The sequence below is a fragment of the Pedobacter jeongneungensis genome, assembly GCF_000633455.1.
GTDB lineage: Bacteria > Bacteroidota > Bacteroidia > Sphingobacteriales > Sphingobacteriaceae > Pedobacter > Pedobacter jeongneungensis_A.
This window is the reverse complement of sequence record NZ_AYMG01000012.1, coordinates 98125-118721: the sequence shown is the minus strand read 5'-3', so window position 1 is coordinate 118721 and position 20597 is coordinate 98125. Positions and strand designations below refer to the sequence as shown.

Here is a 20597-nt window from a genome sequence, read left to right as displayed (position 1 = left end):
GCAATAAACCGGCTAAATGCTATCAAGATAAGTTTAATATGGCAAGACCATATTGATCAGTCAAAATGAAATCACTGATCAATACGGCTGTATATGTTACGCTTTTAACAAAGCTGGTTTTTCGTGATAGGTTCGCCAAAGCAATTCGCCAAACAAAGTATTAGACCACGCAAACCAGGCCCTTGTAAAGTTTGCAGGATTGTCTTTATTAAAAGATTCGTGCATAAAACCTTTGCCGGCATGTGTTTTACGCAAAGTATCGATACAATATTTAATTTCGGCGTCATCTTTAGAGGTCAAAGCCCGCATTGTGATGCTCATTGGCCAGATCATGTCCTGCCCGGCATGTGGTCCGCCTATACCTTCTGCAGCAGTACCTTTAAAGAAATAAGGGTTGTCTTTAGAAAGCGCAAATTTTCTGGTATTCTGATAAATAGGATCTTCCACTTTCATAGCGCCTAAATAAGGTAATCCCAATAAACTTGGTACATTAGAATCGTCCATCAGGTAAGAACTTCCAAAACCATCCACCTCAAAAGCGTAAATTTTACCATATTTTGGGTGGTTCACAATGGCATGTTTCTGTAATGCCGCATTTACTTCATCAGCAAGATTTAATAAATTGCTTTCCAGCGTTTTATCGCTCTGCAAAGCCTTAATCATTTCTGCCGCCTGCTTTAAGCTTGAAACTGCGAAAAAGTTAGATGGAACAAGGAAAGGAAAGATGGTTGCATCATCACTCGGACGGAAAGCCGAACAGATCAAACCAACCGGATTTACCGGGAAACCATAACCTGCCATTGGCAATGAATCTGTAGGCTGGGTAGTTTCCCTCTGGAAATGATATGGACCTTTATCGGCCTTACGCTGCTGCTCTTTGAATGTTTTTAAAGTAGCTTCGATTCCTTTTTTCCAATCGGCATCGAAAGGCGTTTTATCGCCTGTTTTTTTCCAGTAATGGTAAGCTAAACGGATTGGATAACATAACGAATCTATTTCCCATTTACGCTCATGTACACCTGGCTGCATAGCTGTTTTATCGGTTTTCCACTCACCTACCTTAGTGGCGTCGCCATAAAAAGCATTGGCGTAAGGATCTTTTAAAACGCACTGTGTTTGGTGGATAATTACACCAGCAATTAGTCTTTTAAGTGGTTCATCTTCATTTACGAACTGTAGATAAGGCCAAACCTGTGCCGAACTATCTCGCAGCCACATGGCATCAATATCGCCGGTAATCACGTACGTATCTGGTCGGCCATTTTTTTCAGAATGGTAAACAGTAGTATCAAGTGTATTAGGGAAACAGTTTTCGAACAACCAGGCCAATTCGGGGTTTTTAACGTTTGCCTGGAAAGTTTTAATAGCAGCATCTACGGCCTTGCTCTGAAAATGTCGTTTTGCAGCAGCTACACGTACCACAGGAAATTCCGGGGCGAGATTAGCCGCAAAAGAAAATTTCGATGCGACAACCCCTGCTCCTAACAAGCCTGTGTTTTGTATAAATGTTCTTCTTTTCATTATGATGTGTTATGATAATTTGGTTCTGTTTTTATTAACCGGCATCTGTCTGATATTGATAGTATACAATATTAAGAAGAAGATTTTATTCGGTTAGCGCTTAACAAATATTATTATAATTTTTGGAACATCAAAATGATAAACAGCAATTGAAATACTCCTAAATCGATTTTCTTTACCTTAACTAAATGATATACACAAATATTACAACCCTGAAGCGTTAAGCATTCATGAAATAAATTGAATTTGTATATTTAAGAAACTAAACCTGTTACCATGAATACTGATGGCACTGCCCTATCAAAACGCATTTTATCAATAGATATATTACGCGGACTTGTGATGATCATTATGGCTTTGGACCATACGAGGGATTTTTTTCATATCGGAGCAATGACAGGCGATCCTTTAAACCCCGATACCACAACCGGAATCCTGTTTTTTACCCGTTGGATTACACATTTTTGTGCACCAACTTTCGTTTTTCTTTCAGGCCTGTCTGCTTATTTATCCGCACAGCATAAAACACCGGCACAGGCCAGTTCTTTTTTATTAAAACGCGGGTTATGGCTGATTTTTATAGAAATCGCAATCATTTCTCTTGGATTAACCTTTAATCCTTCATATAATTTTATTATTCTTCAGGTAATATGGGTAATTGGCTGGAGCATGATTTTTTTAGCTTTGGCAAGCCGGATTTCATATAAAACAGTATTAATTATTGGCTTAATTCTGGTTTTTGGCCACAATGTTTTCAACTTATTTCCAGCACCGGAAGATCCAACTGGTGGATTGATTTTAAAAGTGTTCTTTACCGCATCCGGAACGGTTGTCCCTTTATCAGCCAATCATTTAGTTGGTGTCTTCTATGCCATCCTCCCATGGACAGGTGTTATGTTTGTAGGTTATGGAATTGGTGCCTGGTTTAAGAAAGGTTACGAAGCGGAACGCAGACAGCGCAATTTATTGATTACAGGCTCACTAACGCTATTACTTTTTATTGCTTTAAGGTTAATCAATATATATGGAGATCCGGTTCCGCGGAAAGAATATCACGACTTATTTAAGAATCTTTTAGCCTTTTTTAATGTAAGCAAATACCCGCCATCGCTACAATATATCTCCATGACTTTGGGTACGGCGATGTTGATTTTAGCTTTTACAGAAAGAATTAATAATTGGTTTACCAAAATAACCTCAGTGTATGGCTCAGTACCTTTCTTTTACTATGTAATTCACTTTTATCTTTTGCATACCATTCTTGTTATAGTATTTTTCGCCACAGGGCATAACACCAAGGAAATTGTACAGGTGCCGTTTTTATTTAGGCCTGCAGCGTTTGGCTTTAGTTTGCCTATCGTATATTTAATATGGATTTGCGTAGTGGCATCATTGTATTTACCATGCCGGTGGTTTAAAAAATATAAGGAGAAACACCGGCAATGGTGGTTAAGTTACGTTTAACCCTTTTTCCACTTAATGCTACAGCCAACGGCTTTGGTTGAGGAGATTACTGGCTTTTTGCCAAGAGATAATTCATTAACTGCATTTTTCACATAATCAACTTTGGTATTATTTGCCTCTTCGGGATCATTATCAATGGCGCCGATATATTCTACCACATTTCCTTTATCAGTTTTGTTTAAGATAAATACATGTGGTGTTCTGGTTGCACCGAACTGTTTAGTTACTACATGATCAGGATCTAAGAGATATGGAAAGTTGAATTTCTTTTCAGAAGCCAAAGCCTGCATTTTTTCGAAGCTTTCATCAGGTACAGCTTCTGCATCATTTGGATTAATGGCTATAACCGGATAACCTTTTACTGTATAAGTTGCATTTAATGCAGCAACACGATTTTGATAAGCTTTAGCTACCGGACAGGTATTGCAGGTAAAGACCACAATGTAACCTTTGGCATCCTTATAATCGGCTAGCGAAACGTTTTTGTTGTTTACATTCTTCAAAGAGAAATCTTTCACTACATCGCCTACTTTATAACCTTCAGTTTGTGCAAATGTTACTACGGAAAATAACATAAAAGCCATTAAAATCAATGTTTTCATCACGATCTATTTTAAGTTTAACAAAGTATTTTTCAGTTCCGTTTCCGTAAATTCCTTTTCGTAAAAACGTCTGGTGTTTTTGTTTACAAAAAGCGTAGCCGGAATAGCACCCGACCATTTTTTATCAATTCTTTCTATATATTGTTGCTGATCGGGCTCGTTCAAAAGAAATACTTCAGCATTAATCTTATTCTTCTCCACAAATGGAATTACTTCCTTTTGCAGTTTTGATTTAAAATCCAGGCTCACCAAAAGTACTTTAACCGGTTTTTTTAAATTCGCTAAGCGTAATTTCTCAAAATTCGGTAGCTCTGCAACACATGGAGAACACCAAGTAGCCCAAAAATTAATCACATAAGTAGTATCTTTTCCATTGGCAATGCGTTTATCCAAATCATCCAATTTGAGCAGTTTCACCTGCGCATTAACAGAATAAGTAATTAAAGATAAGCAGATTATGAAAAATATACGCATAAATGGATAACGAAAAATGTTAAAGTTTGTTTTAAAGTGCTCGTCATTCCCGCTCAAGCCTATTGTGTTGACACATCTTTTTTAAGTATTTTTAGGCATTTTGCTAACCAACTTTAATAAAGTACGGATTTTAACCAAGGACGCTGTCAATCCCAAGGGCCAGGGAAATCAAAAAAACAGGTGCACAACAGTAAAAATGGCAGTAACAAACCTGAAACGCAGTGGTTTTGTGTTCATAAACGATGATTTAATTTTAAAAAAAATATTGAACACAAAACGAAGTGTCACTGTTTTTTTGATGCGCGTGAGATTGTGCAAAAGGCTCATTGCTGGATTGACAAAGCGCTTTGGGTACTTTGGCGCTCCAAAGTACCATGCCCCGCGGCATAGAGCGATAGAAAAATGTTATAATTAATTGTGTCCACACGATCGGGTTGGGAATGAATAAACCAATATTAAAGATTTCTCCATTCCGTTGCACTTCAGTCGAAATGACGCCGCCCTCCCTGGAAAAACTAATTCACCGATCCTGATTTTACCAAAACCTTCTGATAAGCTGGCAAGGTTAAATCATCGACAATTACCCCTCTTGTGGTACTTGCATGTACAAAAAAACCATTATTGAGGTAAACCCCCACGTGATCTACATCATTTCCACCAAAAGAGAAAAATACGAGATCGCCCTCTTTTAAATTGTCCACATCCTTTCTTCTTATCGCATTGGCCTGATCGCGTGAAATCCTTGGAAGTGTAACTCCATAAATTTCTTTCTCCAATAAAAAGGCAAAACCAGAACAATCGATACCACTCTTATCCAATCCGCCAAAACGGTACCTCACCCCTGTCCAATCCGTAATGAAGCGGTAAAGTTGTTTGCTTTTTAAATTCGCCATGGCATCAGCCGCTTTCGAGGCTTTGGTATCACTTCTAACGGTATATTTTCTTGACCCGCAGGATGACAGGAATAGCATGAGCGCTATTAAATAAAAAATATTTTTTTTGAGGCTTAAGGTATAAGGTGGAAGGTTTATGGTTATTTCCATTCTATCAATATTAATGGCGCTGGGGTATAGGAATACTAAGACCTTATGCCTTAAACCTCACACCCCACACTTTTCCTAATTCTTAATCAATCGCTGTATTTCGTCTAATTTTAACAGTGCTTCTACTGGCGTTAATGCATTCACATCCAGGTTATTCAGGGTATCGCGGATTTTTACCAGAACAGGATCGTCAATGGCAAACATTTGCAACTGATAAGCCTGGTTCTGCACTTTTTTAATGCTGTCCTTAATGCTTTGTCCTTCAGTACGGTCAATTTCAAGTTTTTTTAATATTTCGTTTGCACGACCAATCAGTTTTGGTGGCATACCGGCCATTTTAGCCACATGAATACCAAAACTGTGCTCACTTCCACCCGGAACCAGCTTGCGTAAAAAGATTACCTTATTGGTCATTTCTTTTACCGAAACATTAAAGTTTTTAATGCGCGGCATGGTATTCGCCAACTCGTTCAATTCGTGGTAGTGGGTAGCAAAAAGCGTTTTAGGTCTCGAGGTTGGATGTTGATGCAAAAACTCTGCGATGGCCCAGGCAATCGAAATACCATCGTAAGTACTTGTTCCACGGCCAATCTCATCCAATAAAATCAAACTGTTATCCGAAATATTGTTCAAAATACTAGCCGTTTCATTCATCTCCACCATAAACGTACTTTCTCCCGACGAAATATTATCAGAAGCTCCTACGCGAGTAAAAATCTTATCTACCAAACCTACTTCGGCATCCTTGGCAGGTACAAATGAGCCCATTTGTGCCATCAACACAATCAAAGCCGTTTGCCTTAAAATAGCCGATTTACCGGCCATGTTGGGTCCGGTAATCATAATAATCTGCTGACTATCGGTATCCAGGTAAACATCATTGGTGATGTATTCCTGCCCTACAGGCAATTGCTTTTCAATTACCGGGTGACGACCACCTTTAATATCAAGCACCTTATTTTCAGTGACTTTTGGCTTGTTATAATGGTTTTTAGCGGCCAGCTGTGCAAAACACAATAAACAATCCAGCTGAGCAATTAAAAACGAATCGAGTTGGATCGGTTTGATGTAACTGGCGGTTTCGTACATCAGTTCGTTATACAAGCGGATTTCGATGGTCTGAATCTTCTCTTCAGCACCTAAAATCTGATCCTCGTATTCTTTAAGCTCAGGAGTAATATATCGCTCGGCATTTACCAGCGTTTGTTTACGAATCCAACCCTCTGGTACTTTATCTTTATGGGTATGGGTAACTTCTAAATAATAACCAAAGACGTTATTGAAGGCAATTTTTAAGGATGGGATACCTGTTGCTTCTGCCTCACGTTTCTGTATCTGCACCAGATAATCCTTGCCACCGAAAGCTATTTTGCGCAAGCGGTCTAAATCTTCGTCAATGCCGTCTGCGATTACATTTCCTTTAATCAGCAAAGCTGGTGGCTCAGGCTGTAATTCCCTTTCAATTCTTTCTCTAATCGCCAAACAAGGATTTAACTGATCTGCTATTTTGATTAAAAAAGGATTTTTAGAGTCAGCAGCCAGTTTTTTAACGGCTTCGATATGATAAAGCGCCCGTTTTAAGGCAACCAATTCTCTCGGGCCAACGCGCTGCAAGCCTACTTTAGAAATCAATCGCTCTAAATCGCCAATCTGTTTGATGTTATTTAAAAACTCGCCCTGTAATTCTTCATGCTTCACAAAATACTCTACCATTCCAAGTCGCTCCTGAATCGGTTTAAGTTCTTTTAAAGGCATTATGATCCACTTTTGCAACAAACGTGCACCCATTGGCGTACAGGTATGATCCAAAATATCAAACAGCGTTACTGCATTATCATTAGGTGAATTTACCAGCTCCAGGTTACGGATGGTAAAACGATCTAACCACATATAGCGGTCTTCCTCAATACGACCTATCGAGCTGATGTGCTGCAGGTTACGATGTTCTGTTTCGCCCAGATAATGCAAAATCACACCTGCAGCTACGATTCCGCTCTGCAAACGCTCAACACCAAAACCCTTTAAAGAAGAAACCTCAAAATGTTTCATCAAGGTTTCATTACCATAATCAGAAGTAAAAGGCCATTCATCTAAACCAAAAGTATAAAAGCGGTCGCCGAAGTTTTCGGTAAAAGCCTGTCGCTTCGATTTCTGAAAAATAACCTCCGTAGGTTTAAAACCTTGCAAAAGTTTATCAATATAATCGCTATTTCCCTGAGCAATTAAAAATTCGCCTGTCGATATATCTAGAAATGAAACACCCAATTGTGCTTTATCAAAGAAAACACAGGCCAGGAAGTTGTTCGATTTCTGGTTTACAATATTATCACCGTAAGCTACCCCCGGTGTAACCAATTCAGTTACACCACGTTTAACAATGGTTTTTGTGGTTTTAGGATCTTCGAGCTGATCGCAGATGGCCACACGTTGTCCTGCCCTAACCAATTTGGATAAATAATTATCCAATGAGTGGTGCGGAAATCCTGCCAATTCTAATGCACCGCCATTAGGCCCTGTACCTCTTCTGGTTAATACTATGCCTAAAATCTGTGCCGTTTTAATGGCATCTTCGCCAAAGGTTTCATAAAAATCGCCAACCCTAAATAGTAAAAGTGCGCCCGGATACTTCGCTTTAATTGCGTTGTATTGCTGCATTAACGGGGTTTCTTTATTTGTGTCTTTAGCCAAAACTGAAATTAATTTACAAAAGCCATAAAGATAACACGAATAAGCATTTTACAACTGTTTTGTTGAAAAGTTAAAAAAAATTGGTGGTTTAATCGGTTAATCGTAGGAATTAGCGCATCTGTTAAAATTAACCAATTTATACAGTTTAAACAATTAACTATTGCTCTAACAGTTAACCATTTCTCTACAGTTAAACCATGATTTGAAAATGAAGGGTTTTGTTCATTTGGGATTGTGCAGTCCTGCTTTTCATTACAAGTCCGCGCTCGTTCCTCACTTACGGGCTTTTCATTTCAATCAGGTTTATTTAACAACGGGCTGTTTAAACCAATTTGCATAATTGTTCTCGTACTTGTACAGTTAACAATTTATACGATCAACCAGTTAACCAATAGAAACAATTAACCTCACTCATGTGTTAACCTAATATAAATTTAACTTAATCTTTTAACTATGACGATCCAACTAAATACCGACAAAAATTTAACCATACACCAGGAATACGATGAAAAAATCCAGACACAGTTAAGTGAAGGTTTGAGCAGATATAGTGATTTAATTACACGCCTGGAAGTACATTTATCTGATGAAAATGGCAGTAAAGATGGCTTAGATGATAAAAGATGTTTATTAGAAGCCAGGATCACAGGCAAAGAACCGATTGCAGTTTCTAACCTCGGTAATACCTACGATCTGGCCATTACAGGCGCTTTAACAAAATTAAAAAGTACACTCGAAAAAGTGGCTGGGAAGATGAAAACGCATTAAGGGCATTGTTATCCTGTCCCGATTTTAACATTGGGATCAGGTCTATCAATCAAAATAATTTAACTCAAAAAGCAATCTGAACAGGTTGCTTTTTGTTTTTAAAACGATGTTGGCCTTCTATCTTTAATATAGAACTGCGAATAACATTTTCCATTTACAAATTCAAATTTTGTATTTGAAACAGCTTGTATAAACAGCTCATTGCCATCTTTATTCATTGTAGTAATATGAATATCCCCATAATTGCAAATTGAGCCGATAATGTTTTTAGATTCATCAATAAAGTGAACATATTGTATAAGTCCATTAACTGCTGTCAGGTCGGTAAGGTATTTAACAAATTCAACCATATCATCTGAACCAACGGCTAAACCACCAGAAAATGTTTTGTTAATACCCTGATTAGCAAAATACTCCATTCCTTTTTTAAAATTCTTATATTTCCCTTCGCGAAACCTCCATGCCAACTTTTCATCACCAAGGAAAATCAAACTACCTGATTTTAAACCAGCACAGAGATCTGAAAGTTCTTTTCCTAAATTATTTAGGAGCTTTTTATAGCTTTTCGATTTCAGTATTAAAATATAACTTGAAAAAATATCTGGATAGAAATAATCATAATCTTCAATATCATCATTATACGTTCTAAGCGGAAATATTGGATACGTTGCAAGGCATTTTTTCCTTTTGATCTGTTTAATCATAATGCCTTGGGCAACATCAATAAAAAGGATAATGCTTTTGTATAATCCAATTCTTCATATTCTAAACCTAAAACCCTTAAGTTTTGATAATAGGTTTGATGATTTTCATAATACATCTTCTCTGATTGAACAAACCAGGCCTTATCGCCTAGTTTTTCAGATAGAAACCATTTTTCCAACAATCTACCTGTGCGGCCATTTCCATCATTAAAAGGATGGATTTTCACAAATACCAAATGGATCATGGATGCAAAAAAGAAGATTTCTTTAATATTTAATCTTGCCTTTAACAATAAAGTCAAATCATGGTGTAATTTTTCCATTTCTTTGGCAAGTTTTATTGGAGATACAGCTACATATTCTATACGTCCATCAGGGGTAGAAACATACATGTTGTGGTTTCTAAACTTCCCCTGATAATTTTTGGCCACAATGTGTTTACTCAATAATTGATGGGCCTTCGCAATATTGTCGGTTTTAATCTGATTAACTTTGGCAAAATCGTATGCGGAATATAAGTCGTCGATCTTTTTTGTGTAATCAGGTAAAAACTCAATACCAAACCTTTTATGTTTGATGTAAGAATCAAGTTCTATATCCTCGCCTTCTATTTTGCTTGAATAAACTGATGCTACTGATGTGTAAAAACTAAATTCATTTGTAGATAATTCTGCATCCTGTAATTGATCCCATTTCTCCTGTAAATCATCATTAACCTGCGAAGAATAGGGTGCCAACAAATCAACAGGAATAATCTCTAATTCATCTAACATTAAAAATGGATTTTAGGCTAATTTAGGATTTGATTCTGTAAAAAGCGATTCTATTTTACAACTGCTCAATATACCCCAAAAACAAATTCAATGCCTTTTTACGGTCGTCAGATACATCAAACTGAAGTTTATGATACAAATAGTCTTCAAGATCGAAATTTGGCGATGCTGGTAACTCCTCTAATACTTCCTTTCTATGATCCAGGCCAAATTTTAAAGCCTTATTAAATTCGGTCTTAAATTCCTGCGGGATTTCTTTATTAGCCACCCAAGCTGCGTACATAAATGGCAAACCGGTAAAGTTTTTCCACTCCTCGCCCATATCATAAGCATAAGCAAAATCGTCTTTTTTACCAAAGGTTCTGTCGCCAATTAAAACAAAAGCATCTGTTTTTGCATTTGGATCAGTTGTAAACTCAACTTCTTTTTTCCAATGGAACTTAAGCAATACTTTAGCTAAATTGTTCGATGTACGGGAATGGGCATCCAATCTTACCGTTTTAATTTCGGCCGCCGGAACTTCACTAAAAATGAATACAGAATTTACACCACCATCGCTACCGATGCAGTAATCTGCTACGATGTTCGCATTGGGAACCAATGGAATTGCTGCAACAGGCATTAAGCCGATATCAGCCTGACCATTAATTACTTTTGCTGCACAATCTGAAGGGATATCTAAACTTAAATCAATTTTATTTATAATGTCCGAATGTTTTAATCCGTATATAAAAGCTTTGGTGTTGGTGTAGGCAACAGCCGATATTTTAATCTTATTCAAGGTGTTATATTTTGCGCTTCGCGTTTGGCGATAAGCGTATTATTCAATTACTAAACCGTCTAAATGGACGGCACTGTTAAATTCGAGAACAGAAAATTTCCCGTCTTCGAAACCCATTTTATAAAGCACGGTGTTCTGATGAGGGAATTCTGTCATTTCGTTCAATGGCTTACCCAATAATAAGCATAGAAAAACACGCATTGCCCTGCCATGCATACAAAGCAGCACTGTTTTTTCTTCAGGTCGGGTCATTAAAACGTCCATAGGTTGTTTTAAGCGTTCATAAACATCCTGTACGCTTTCACCACCCTCAAAATGAGCGGTATAATCTCCATTCTCCCAGCTCTGTAACATCTCTCGGAAAGCATCCCGTGCATCTTCGGTATTCGGTTTTCCTTCCCAAACACCCCAGGCCAACTCATCTAATCCTGAAAGCTTTTCCCATGGCAACTCCGAATCAATAAACTTCTGAACCGTTTGCCAGGTACGTTTTAAATCCGAAGTGTATATCTTATCAAAAGGAATGTCTTTGTAAGTCTGGTAAAAAGCCTCCGCCTGTGCCCTGCCTAAATCATTTAAGTCAGAATTTATACCTCTTCCCTGTACTATTCCTTGTCTGTTAAGTTCCGTTTCGCCGTGGCGTATGATGTATATTTCTTTAACCATTAAAATGGATTTTTTTAGATTATGGGATTGTAGGATTAATGTTTTTGTTGACTAAATTTTTTGGACTTTGTAATAAGATCAAAATCCTGTCATCATAACAATCCTAATTCACTACCGGTAGCTTATAATATTGCGGTTTCTTTTCCTCTTCAAACACTACATTTTCGAAATCCGTAACCACATTATATAACGTATCGCGTTCTATGGCTTTTCTTCCTACCTGTTTAATCAGATTAACCAGTTCTTTAGTGCTCATTGCAGGCGTCTGTTCTTCTGCACCGGCCATTGAATATATTTTTGTGGTATCATCCAAAGTACCGTCGATATCATCCACACCATAATTTAAAGATAACTGAGCTGTTTCGCGACTGATCATTGCCCAATAAGCTTTAATGTGGTCAAAGTTATCCATGTAGATACGGGCAATGGCATAATTTCTTAAATCTTCAATTACTGAAGTTTCAGGCACATTGCTCATTTGATTATGCTGATTTCTGAATTTTAGAGGAATAAAAGTCTGGAAGCCTCCTGTACGGTCTTGCAGTTCACGGAGTTTCTCCATGTGATCTACGCGGTGCCAATATTTCTCGATATGTCCGTAAAGCATGGTGGCATTACTGCGCATGCCTAATTTGTGCCATTCTTCGTGTATATCCAACCATTGCTGACCGGTACATTTATCTTTTGCTATCTGCTCCCTAATTTCTGGATGGAAAATTTCTGCGCCACCGCCCGGTATCGATTCCAATCCGGCTTCTTTCATCAAACGCATACCTGTTGCGTAATCGATCTTAGCCTTTTTGAAAATATAGTGGTACTCTACAGGTGTTAATGCTTTTACATGCAGATCAGGACGATGTTGTTTAATCGCGGTAAACAATGCCGAATAAAAAGCTACATCATATTGTGGAAGCACGCCGCCAACAATATGGACTTCTGTTACCGGTTCACCATCGTATTTTTTAACAATATCGAGCATTTGCTCCATGGTTAAAGCCCAGCCCTCTTCTTTTTGTTTAAGTAAACGCGAGTAAGAGCAGAACTTACAGTCGTAAACGCAAAGATTGGTTGGCTCTAAATGGAAATTGCGATTGAAATAAGTTTTATCGCCATGCTTTTTCTCACGGATAAAGTTAGCGAGTACACCTACATAACCTAATTCGGCATGTTCATAAAGGTATACACCCTCGTCAAATGTAATCCGCTCTCCATGAAGAACTTTGTGTGCTATGTTTTGTAATTCAGTTGATAAATTGGTATCAGCTAATATTTTTTCAACTTGCTCAGTTGTATTCATTCCTGATTTATTTTGAACAAAAATACAATAATGAGGCGATTTGAAAATCATTTTCTTGTAACAAACAGCGATTTTTGAATGTTAATCGTAATAATCAACCACAGATAAATACGGATAAACACAGATTTTGATTGGGTATCCAGTTAAAAACTCACTTGAGCATAATAATATCAGCCACGAACACACGGAATGCACGGAAAAAACACTTTATAAATCGGTATTTCTGTTACTAAAACAGGATAGTTTATATCTGAATGATTAGTTGTTAAAACCAAATGACGGTTTTAGAAACTGTCCATAGAAAATAAACGCTAAACCTCCGTGTAAATCTGTGCATCCGTGGCAAAGAAAAAAGAAAGTTGAAACAAAAAAAGCACCTCTTTTCAGAAGTGCTCTCATTTATGTTTTTCAAAGGTATATTAAATTATCTTGCTGCTGGTGTAAACGTTAATACAATGTTTGCAGTTCTGCCTCCAAATTCAATAGGAGATTTCAAGATCATCTGTGTGCTAGAAAGATCAGTTAATACCAAACGGTAACCTTCTGCTACATTTTTAGCTTTATCGCCTTCAAATATTTTTTTGAACTGGAAAGTTTGATCTTTAGGAGCTGCAGACCAGAAAATAGTTTGCATTACAGCGCCACAAGCACTTGATCCTGGTAAAGTATAAGAGCCATTACCACTGTTTGTTAAATGCCATGTACTGCCTTGAAAACATTTGTAAGATTTTTCACCAAATAGGCCTTGTACAGCACCATCAGGTAAACCTTCTAAAGCTACATTACTAACTACCCAGTCGCGAACAACTGTACCCCTGCTACCTGTAACACCAGCAGTTACCCTTTTTGCGGTATTACAACTTTGTAACATTACTAAAGTAGAACATGCTATTGCGATAGCTATAAATAATCTTTTCATTTTTTGTGTAATTAAATTTCGACAAACTTGTTACATAAATCTTGCCAAAACCATTACGAACCTTAAATTAGCGGCAAATTATTAAATTGCATCCCAATATTATTCATACCACCATCAATTATCATGAAACCCGAAACCCTTGCTATTCACGCCTCTAATCTTGTTAAAACTGCCACAGGTGATGTTACACCGCCCATTAATCTATCTACAACTTTTTTTCGTGGCGAAGATGGCGGCTATCCGGGCGGACACATGTATAGCAGGGTAAGCAATCCAAACCGGTCTGCTTTAGAAAACACTGTAGCCAAATTAGAATATGGTGAAGATGCAGCAGCCTTTTCTTCAGGTAATACCTGCGGGTTAGCCATGTTCCAGGCATTAAAACCTGGTAGCCATATTATAGCACCGGATGACATGTACTGGGGAATAAAAAAACAGTTGCTTACTATTTTTAATGAGAGTCTGGAGTTTGATTTTGTCGATCAAACGGATTTGAACCTGATGCAAAGCAGCATTAAACCCAATACGCAGTTAATCTGGATCGAAACACCATCTAACCCATTGCTCAAGGTTACAGATATTGAAGAAATTGCCAAAATTGCTAACGCTAAAAATATCACTTTGGTTTGCGACAGTACCTTTGCTTCTCCAATTTTACAGAATCCGATTTTATTGGGCGCTGATATTGTAATGCATAGCAGTACTAAATATTTAGGTGGACATAGCGATGTGCTTGGCGGAATTTTAATTACGGCCAAAAAAGATGAATTATGGGAGCGCATCAAAAATATACAGCAAACCGGCGGCGCTGTGCCCTCTCCTTTCGATTGCTTTTTATTAACCCGTAGCATTAAAACCCTGGCCTACCGCATGAAAGGCCATTGTGAAAACGGAAAAAAAGTAGCCGATTATTTAAACGGACACCCAAATGTGGAAGCTGTATTTTATCCTGGGTTGGAAAGTCACCCACAGCATGAAATTGCAAAAAAACAGATGAAAGATTTTAGCGGAATGATGTCATTCCTGGTTAAAGGTGATGTTGAAGCAGCCCATAAAGTGGTAAATAAAGTTCAATTATTTGCTCAGGCAACCAGTTTAGGTGGAGTGGAGAGTTTAATAGAACACCGATATTCGGTAGAAGGGCCTGATAGCAAAACACCAAAAAACTTGCTCCGCATTTCAGTAGGATTAGAGCACGTAGATGATATTATTGCCGATTTAGCGCAGGCGCTGGGATAAGGAGATTTTCGTCATTGCGAGAAGGCTTTTTCAGCCTACGAAGCAATCTTAATGCGAACGCTAGTAGCGATCGTTGTAAGATTGCTTCGTCGAAAAGTCGGGGCAGGCTGTCGTTCCTCCTCGCAGTGACGATTTATTTTATCTTACTTAGGATTACAAATCGTAGTCAACTTTAACGAATAATTTGCCTCCAATGGCTCATTAGTCTGTGCTAAACGTTGCGATCCTGTATTGGCGGGACAAGCAATATCTCCTGCTGCATCATAAACCAATTTATTTCCGTTTGCTAACAATTCTTTTGGCACGTATACCTGCACTTTGGTAATCGAATATCCTGAAGGAAAATAACGCACATAATAACCGTCAGGGTGTTTTGTCCAGATGCCACTTGGCACATCGCTTCTTGGTGGAGCCATGCCTGCTACTATGGCATATTTCTCCATATCGGCATAAGTATAATTTCCTGAAGCCACTAGCTGACGGATATTGTTTTCTGCTTCAAAAACAGCCCTCACACCCGATGGCAATTGATCTTTGGCTTTTTCCATTACATCAAAAGGCAAAACACCTAAGGCGCCACCTTCTAATTGGGTAAGCTGTTTGGTTGTTAATAGTTTAATGGCGGTTACTTTAACTTGTCCGTTATAATCGGCAAATTTTGTTCTGGCAATAATCGTCCAGAGTAGTGCTTGTATATCGTGCTGTTCTACTTCAGGATGTTTTTCTGCACTCTTCAGAATAGAAACTACAATCTCTTCTTTCGGGCCTAAAACCGGTGCAAACATGTAACCATCTCCTTTTGACGGTGCAAAAGTTCCGGCCTTTAAACAATAACTTTTATTGGTCATCTCATAAAGACCTTCGCAGAGCACGAAACCACCTTCAGGGTTTTTAGGTAATAAATATAAAGGCTGAGCTTTTAATTTTAAAGAAGTAATAAAGTCGGGCATTTTCTCACCTTCCCTGTTTACATCTTCAAAACTGGTGGTAATGGCAGCAGGCTGTTTTAAAAACTTATCTACGCCCAAAGCTTTAGCGCCCTGGGCTGTACCCACTTTTAATAATTTGTCTTTTAAGCCTCCAAATTGAGCGTTTACATTATTTAAGCTTGCTACTATAAATAATAGCCCTAAACATAGGGATTTTGTGTTTTTCATGAAGTTACGATTTAAATAGGATGCACAAACTTAGAATATTAAGCGTTAATTTTATATTAAAAGTTTTTAACGATAAACCTAAGATAAAAATAAGAAGTTCATTTATAGGTAGTTAATTTAAAATCAAAATTTTATTTTGTGGATTAAAATTAAATTCAGACATTTGGAATATTATTTGGCGAGAAGCTAAATAAAAGTCAATCTTCACGGGTTGATTTATAAAGAAGTGGCGAGAGACTGGCTCGATGACCCACTGGCAACCCTCAGAAAGAGAAGGTGCCAATTCCTGACCGGATAACACGGTGTTGTTCGGAGATATAAATTAGAACTGATGAAAACATTAAATCTTCAATCGCTAAGCGAGCCCAGTGCAAAACCGAAAAAAGTAGAACAATCTTTTATTTCTTTTATTTGTTGCGATATGCGTGCGGTTACTTGTATGTGCTGTTGCATACAGTAATTTAAAAATCTTCCTTTTTTGTTTCTTTCAAACTGGAAGGTCCCGATAAATCGGGATACGCCCTGCCAGGTTTTAGGATCAACCTAAACCAACATATCTAATCGTTCAACAAATAAAATAGCAATCATGTCAACATCATATAAATTTGAAACTTTACAATTACACGCTGGTCAGGAAATAGATCCAACAACAGGCTCAAGGGCCGTTCCAATTTACCAAACTACCTCTTATGGATTTAACAGCGCCGAACATGGTGCTAACCTATTTGCCTTAAAAGAGTTTGGGAATATCTACACCAGGATCATGAATCCTACCAATGATGTTTTCGAAAAACGAATTGCAGCTTTAGAAGGTGGCGTAGCAGCTTTAGCTGTTGCATCAGGACAGGCTGCTCAGTTTATTGCCTTAAATAATATCTTGGAAGCTGGAGACAGTATTGTTTCTTCCTCTCACATTTATGGCGGAACCTATAACCAGTTTAAAGTGGCTTTTAAACGTTTGGGTATCCATGTTGATTTCGCAAATCCGGATGTGCCTGAAGAATTTGAAGCAAAAATAACAGATAAAACCAAAGCCATTTATTTGGAAACCATTGGCAACCCGGCATTTAGTGTGCCTGATTTTGAGAAAATTGCTGCAATTGCTAAAAAATACGATCTTCCTTTAGTGGTCGACAATACTTTCGGAGCAGGAGGGTATTTGTTTAAACCATTAGAGCACGGTGCAAACATTGTAGTAGAATCGGCAACCAAATGGATTGGAGGGCACGGTACAAGTATCGGTGGCGTTATTGTTGATGGTGGAAACTACAATTGGGGCAATGGAAAATTCCCTCAGTTTTCTGAGCCATCAGAAGGCTATCACGGTTTGGTTTTCAGTGATGTTTTTGGCATCGGCGGACCATTTGGTAATATTCAGTTTATTATCAGGGCACGTGTAGAAGGACTAAGAGATTTAGGGCCTGCCCTATCACCTTTCAATTCGTTTCTTTTATTACAAGGATTAGAAACCTTATCGCTCCGCGTACAACGCCACGTAGATAATGCCTTAGAACTGGCCACCTGGTTAGAAAACCATCCACTGGTTGAAGAAGTGCAATACCCAGGCTTAGCGAGCAGTAAATACAACAACCTGGCTAAAAAATATCTAAGTAATGGCTTTGGAGCAGTTTTATCTTTCGAATTAAAAGGCAGCAAAGAAAATGCCTCGCAAGTGATCGATAGTTTAAAACTGGTTTCGCACCTGGCCAATGTAGGCGATGCTAAAACATTGATTATTCAACCATCAGCTACCACACATCAACAATTAAGTGAAGCAGAACAGTTGGCTGCAGGTGTAAAACCAAATGCATTAAGGGTATCGGTTGGTATTGAGCATATCGATGATATTAAAGCCGATTTCGAACAGGCATTTGCAGCCATTAATGCGCAGGTTCCTACTGAAAGTTTACTCGCCTAGATTCTTGCCCCTTAAAGGGCTTTTTAACAACAACAACATTACAAAATGCACAACAGTAAAAAAGATAATGTAAAATCCACTTCGGGGAATTTTGCGTCAACATATCATTATAACAAACAGTTTAAACTAGAAAGCGGAAAAAAAATTCGCAATCTTCAGATTGCTTATCAAACTTATGGTAAATTAAATGCCAATAAAGATAATGTAATCTGGGTTTGCCACGCGCTTACGGCTAATGCGGATGTTTTTGAATGGTGGGAAGGTTTATTCGGTGAAAATGCCTTGTTCAATCCAGAGGAGCATTATATAATTTGTGCAAATGTTTTGGGTTCTCATTATGGAAGTACAAGTCCGCTGAATACAAATCCGGTAAATGGCCTGCCTTATTACCTTTCGTTTCCGCAGTTTACCATACGCGATATGGTTTCTGCACACCAGTTATTGGCTACGCATTTGGGCATCGATTATATAAAACTGTTAATTGGTGGTTCATTGGGCGGACAGCAAGCAGTTGAGTGGAGTATCTCAGAACCTAATAAAATTGAAAACCTGATTTTAATTGCGACTAATGCAGCCCATTCTCCATGGGGTATCGCTTTTAACGAAAGTCAGCGTTTGGCCATTACTACCGACAGAACTTTTTACGCAAACCAGCCAAATGGCGGTAGCAAGGGTTTAAAAACGGCACGCAGCATTGCACTATTAAGTTATAGAACCTATAGCGCTTATGGAAGCACCCAGGTAGAAAGTGTAAATGATAAAACGGACAATTTCAGGTCATCTTCTTATCAGAATTACCAGGGAGAAAAGCTGATTAACCGTTTTAACGCTTACAGCTATTATTATTTAACTAAAGCAATGGATAGCCACAATGTTGGCCGTAACCGCAAAAGCATTGCAGATGCATTAAAATTAATCACCGCAAATACTTTGGTAATCGGCATAGAAAACGATGTTTTATTTCCATTATCAGAGCAAAAGTATTTAGCCGATCATATCACTGGAGCAGAATTTACGGCTTTACATTCCGATTATGGCCACGATGGTTTCCTGATCGAAACAGATGCCCTGACCAATGTAATCGGAAATTTTATCAAGGAAAGCCGGGATAAAAAGATCATCAAATTGCAGCATACCGCTTAGAGAGGTTGAGGGTATAAAGGCGGAAGGTAAGGAATTGGATGTCTAAACAAAATTTAAAACAAATTACAAAATAAGAACAGTTAGTATCGGTGCAATCCTCCTATCTGTGTAATCACAAAATAACAATGAGTAAGAATTTAAAAATCGGTTTATTTGGTTTTGGCGTTGTGGGACAAGGTTTATTGGATATTATCCAAAGTCAGAACCTGAACCTGGAGATCATTAAAATTGCGATAAAAGATCCAAGGAAGAAACGTACTTTAAACAAAGACCTGTTTACTACCGATCGTAATGAAATATTAAATAACACAGAGATCAATACCATTGTAGAATTGATCAATGATGCTGATGCGGCATACGAAATTGTAACTACTGCATTAAAAAACGGTAAAAACGTAGTATCGGCCAATAAAAAAATGATCGCGACACATTTAAAGGAATTGGTTGATTTACAGCAGGAACATGGCACTTCCCTATTGTACGAAGGCGCGGTTTGCGGTAGTATTCCAATTATCCGTAACCTGGAAGAGTATTACGACAATGAACTTTTCCATGCGCTGAGTGGTATTTTTAACGGATCATCAAATTATATTCTGTCGAAAATATTTAACGAAAACCAAAGTTACGATTCGGCATTAAAAGAGGCACAGGATTTAGGTTTTGCAGAAACCGACCCGATTTTGGATGTGGGAGGTTATGATCCTAAATACAAACTGGCGATTGCTACAGCACATGCTTATGGTTTATTTGTAAATCCCGATAAAATTTTAAATATCGGTATCCAGAACCTTTCTCAGCATGATATTAAATATGCCCGTGAGAAAAACTTTAAAATTAAGTTGGTTCCAACGGCACGTAAAGTAAATACGAAAGACATTGTGACTTACGTATTGCCAAAACTGGTGGCTAAAGATGATTTCCTTTACAATGTAGAAAACGAGTACAATGCAGTTGCGGTACAAGCAGCCTTTGCTGATAAACAGTTCTTTTATGGAAAAGGTGCCGGTGGCCACCCTACTGGTGCAGCTGTATTATCTGATATTGCGGCTTTACGTTACGATTACCGTTATGAGTATAAAAAATACCATTCAGAAAACGGGGTAAAACATACAGAAGAAATTCTTTTAGAAGTTTATTTGCGCTATGCAGATGAAGATCTGATTACTTTATTGGAATTCGATAACATTAGCGAGCGTTATGCGGCCAGCAGCTATAAATATGTGGTTGGAACCGTTAAGTTAGAAAGTTTGATAAAAAACCGTGATTTGCTTTTAGATCAATCTGTTTTTGTTGCCTATACCGGCAGACAGATTTATAAACAAGAGCAATTGAGTGAAAATGTTTTTGCCGCAGAATTGGCAAGCCTATAATTTATTTTTTAAGGTTAATTTTTTTATTTGTTTTGTTGTTAAGTATAAAGGTCGGAGCGAGTCCGACCTT

The 20597-nt window shown here is 37.9% G+C and carries 18 protein-coding genes and 1 riboswitch; of the genes, 6 read left to right on the top strand and 12 right to left on the bottom strand.

The genetic code is table 11. The features are described from left to right. Window positions 1–96: 96 nt before the first annotated feature. Window positions 97–1521, bottom strand: a complete 1425-nt coding sequence (locus U859_RS0111730; RefSeq protein WP_025143562.1) for a glycoside hydrolase family 125 protein — start codon at window positions 1519–1521, stop codon at window positions 97–99. A gap of 276 nt (window positions 1522–1797) precedes the next feature. Here U859_RS0111730 and U859_RS0111725 point away from each other — a divergent pair, with 276 nt between their 5' ends. Beyond that, window positions 1798–2985: a DUF1624 domain-containing protein gene (locus U859_RS0111725; protein WP_025143561.1), complete on the top strand. Its 1188-nt coding sequence runs from the start codon at window positions 1798–1800 to the stop codon at window positions 2983–2985. On the opposite strand, the gene U859_RS0111720 is transcribed toward U859_RS0111725, so the two are convergent. From U859_RS0111720 to mutS, 4 genes are all read right to left on the bottom strand, one after another. Then, complete coding sequence (locus U859_RS0111720) at window positions 2982–3587, bottom strand: thioredoxin family protein (RefSeq protein WP_025143560.1); 606 nt, start codon at window positions 3585–3587, stop codon at window positions 2982–2984. The two genes, U859_RS0111725 and U859_RS0111720, sit on opposite strands and share 4 nt — an antisense overlap. 6 nt (window positions 3588–3593) lie before the next feature. Further along, complete coding sequence (locus U859_RS0111715) at window positions 3594–4061, bottom strand: TlpA disulfide reductase family protein (RefSeq protein WP_025143559.1); 468 nt, start codon at window positions 4059–4061, stop codon at window positions 3594–3596. 515 nt (window positions 4062–4576) lie between these two features. Beyond that, on the bottom strand, window positions 4577–5104 hold the full coding sequence (locus U859_RS0111705) for a C40 family peptidase (protein ID WP_025143558.1): 528 nt from the start codon (window positions 5102–5104) through the stop codon (window positions 4577–4579). Between the two features lie 75 nt (window positions 5105–5179). Next, entirely contained in the window at window positions 5180–7792 is a 2613-nt protein-coding gene (gene mutS, locus U859_RS0111700) for a DNA mismatch repair protein MutS (RefSeq protein WP_025143557.1), read from the bottom strand. 453 nt (window positions 7793–8245) lie between these two features. Between mutS and U859_RS0111695 the strand changes: the two genes are divergently transcribed. Continuing rightward, window positions 8246–8560 carry an HPF/RaiA family ribosome-associated protein gene (locus tag U859_RS0111695; protein WP_025143556.1) on the top strand — a complete coding sequence of 105 codons (315 nt, stop codon included), beginning with the start codon at window positions 8246–8248 and terminating at the stop codon, window positions 8558–8560. A 98-nt stretch (window positions 8561–8658) separates the two neighbouring features. Here U859_RS0111695 and U859_RS0111690 read toward each other — a convergent pair whose 3' ends face one another. From U859_RS0111690 to U859_RS0111665, 6 genes are all read right to left on the bottom strand, one after another. Continuing rightward, on the bottom strand, window positions 8659–9264 hold the full coding sequence (locus U859_RS0111690) for a hypothetical protein (RefSeq protein WP_029985677.1): 606 nt from the start codon (window positions 9262–9264) through the stop codon (window positions 8659–8661). Further along, a complete protein-coding gene (locus tag U859_RS0111685; protein ID WP_029985676.1) occupies window positions 9261–10037 on the bottom strand; it encodes a Fic family protein in 777 nt (258 codons plus the stop codon). Before U859_RS0111685 ends, U859_RS0111690 begins: the two co-directional genes overlap by 4 nt. Window positions 10038–10092: 55 nt before the next feature. Further along, window positions 10093–10818 (bottom strand): menaquinone biosynthetic enzyme MqnA/MqnD family protein, encoded by a 726-nt coding sequence (locus U859_RS0111680; protein WP_025143554.1) that lies wholly within the window; start codon window positions 10816–10818, stop codon window positions 10093–10095. A gap of 39 nt (window positions 10819–10857) precedes the next feature. Next, the gene (locus U859_RS0111675; RefSeq protein ID WP_025143553.1) at window positions 10858–11484 is read right to left on the bottom strand and encodes a histidine phosphatase family protein; all 627 of its coding nucleotides are present in this window, start codon (window positions 11482–11484) and stop codon (window positions 10858–10860) included. 103 nt (window positions 11485–11587) lie between these two features. Continuing rightward, window positions 11588–12781 (bottom strand): aminofutalosine synthase MqnE, encoded by a 1194-nt coding sequence (mqnE, locus tag U859_RS0111670; protein WP_025143552.1) that lies wholly within the window; start codon window positions 12779–12781, stop codon window positions 11588–11590. A gap of 424 nt (window positions 12782–13205) precedes the next feature. Beyond that, entirely contained in the window at window positions 13206–13700 is a 495-nt protein-coding gene (locus U859_RS0111665; protein ID WP_029985675.1) for a hypothetical protein, read from the bottom strand. 123 nt (window positions 13701–13823) lie between these two features. Here U859_RS0111665 and U859_RS0111660 point away from each other — a divergent pair, with 123 nt between their 5' ends. After that, window positions 13824–14939, top strand: coding sequence for a trans-sulfuration enzyme family protein (locus tag U859_RS0111660; protein WP_025143550.1), 1116 nt, complete (start codon window positions 13824–13826; stop codon window positions 14937–14939). 143 nt (window positions 14940–15082) lie between these two features. On the opposite strand, the gene U859_RS0111655 is transcribed toward U859_RS0111660, so the two are convergent. Further along, window positions 15083–16096 carry a hypothetical protein gene (locus U859_RS0111655; RefSeq protein ID WP_025143549.1) on the bottom strand — a complete coding sequence of 338 codons (1014 nt, stop codon included), beginning with the start codon at window positions 16094–16096 and terminating at the stop codon, window positions 15083–15085. 213 nt (window positions 16097–16309) lie between these two features. Further along, window positions 16310–16420: riboswitch (SAM riboswitch) on the top strand. Window positions 16421–16682: 262 nt separating this feature from the next. Between U859_RS0111655 and U859_RS0111645 the strand changes: the two genes are divergently transcribed. The 3 genes from U859_RS0111645 (at window position 16683) to U859_RS0111635 (ending at window position 20527) form a co-directional block, all read left to right on the top strand. After that, entirely contained in the window at window positions 16683–18014 is a 1332-nt protein-coding gene (locus U859_RS0111645) for an O-acetylhomoserine aminocarboxypropyltransferase/cysteine synthase family protein (protein ID WP_025143548.1), read from the top strand. Between the two features lie 45 nt (window positions 18015–18059). Next, complete coding sequence (gene metX / locus U859_RS0111640; protein ID WP_025143547.1) at window positions 18060–19157, top strand: homoserine O-acetyltransferase family protein; 1098 nt, start codon at window positions 18060–18062, stop codon at window positions 19155–19157. Window positions 19158–19282: 125 nt separating this feature from the next. Further along, window positions 19283–20527 (top strand): homoserine dehydrogenase, encoded by a 1245-nt coding sequence (locus U859_RS0111635; protein ID WP_025143546.1) that lies wholly within the window; start codon window positions 19283–19285, stop codon window positions 20525–20527. The last annotated feature ends 70 nt before the right edge of the window (window positions 20528–20597 follow it).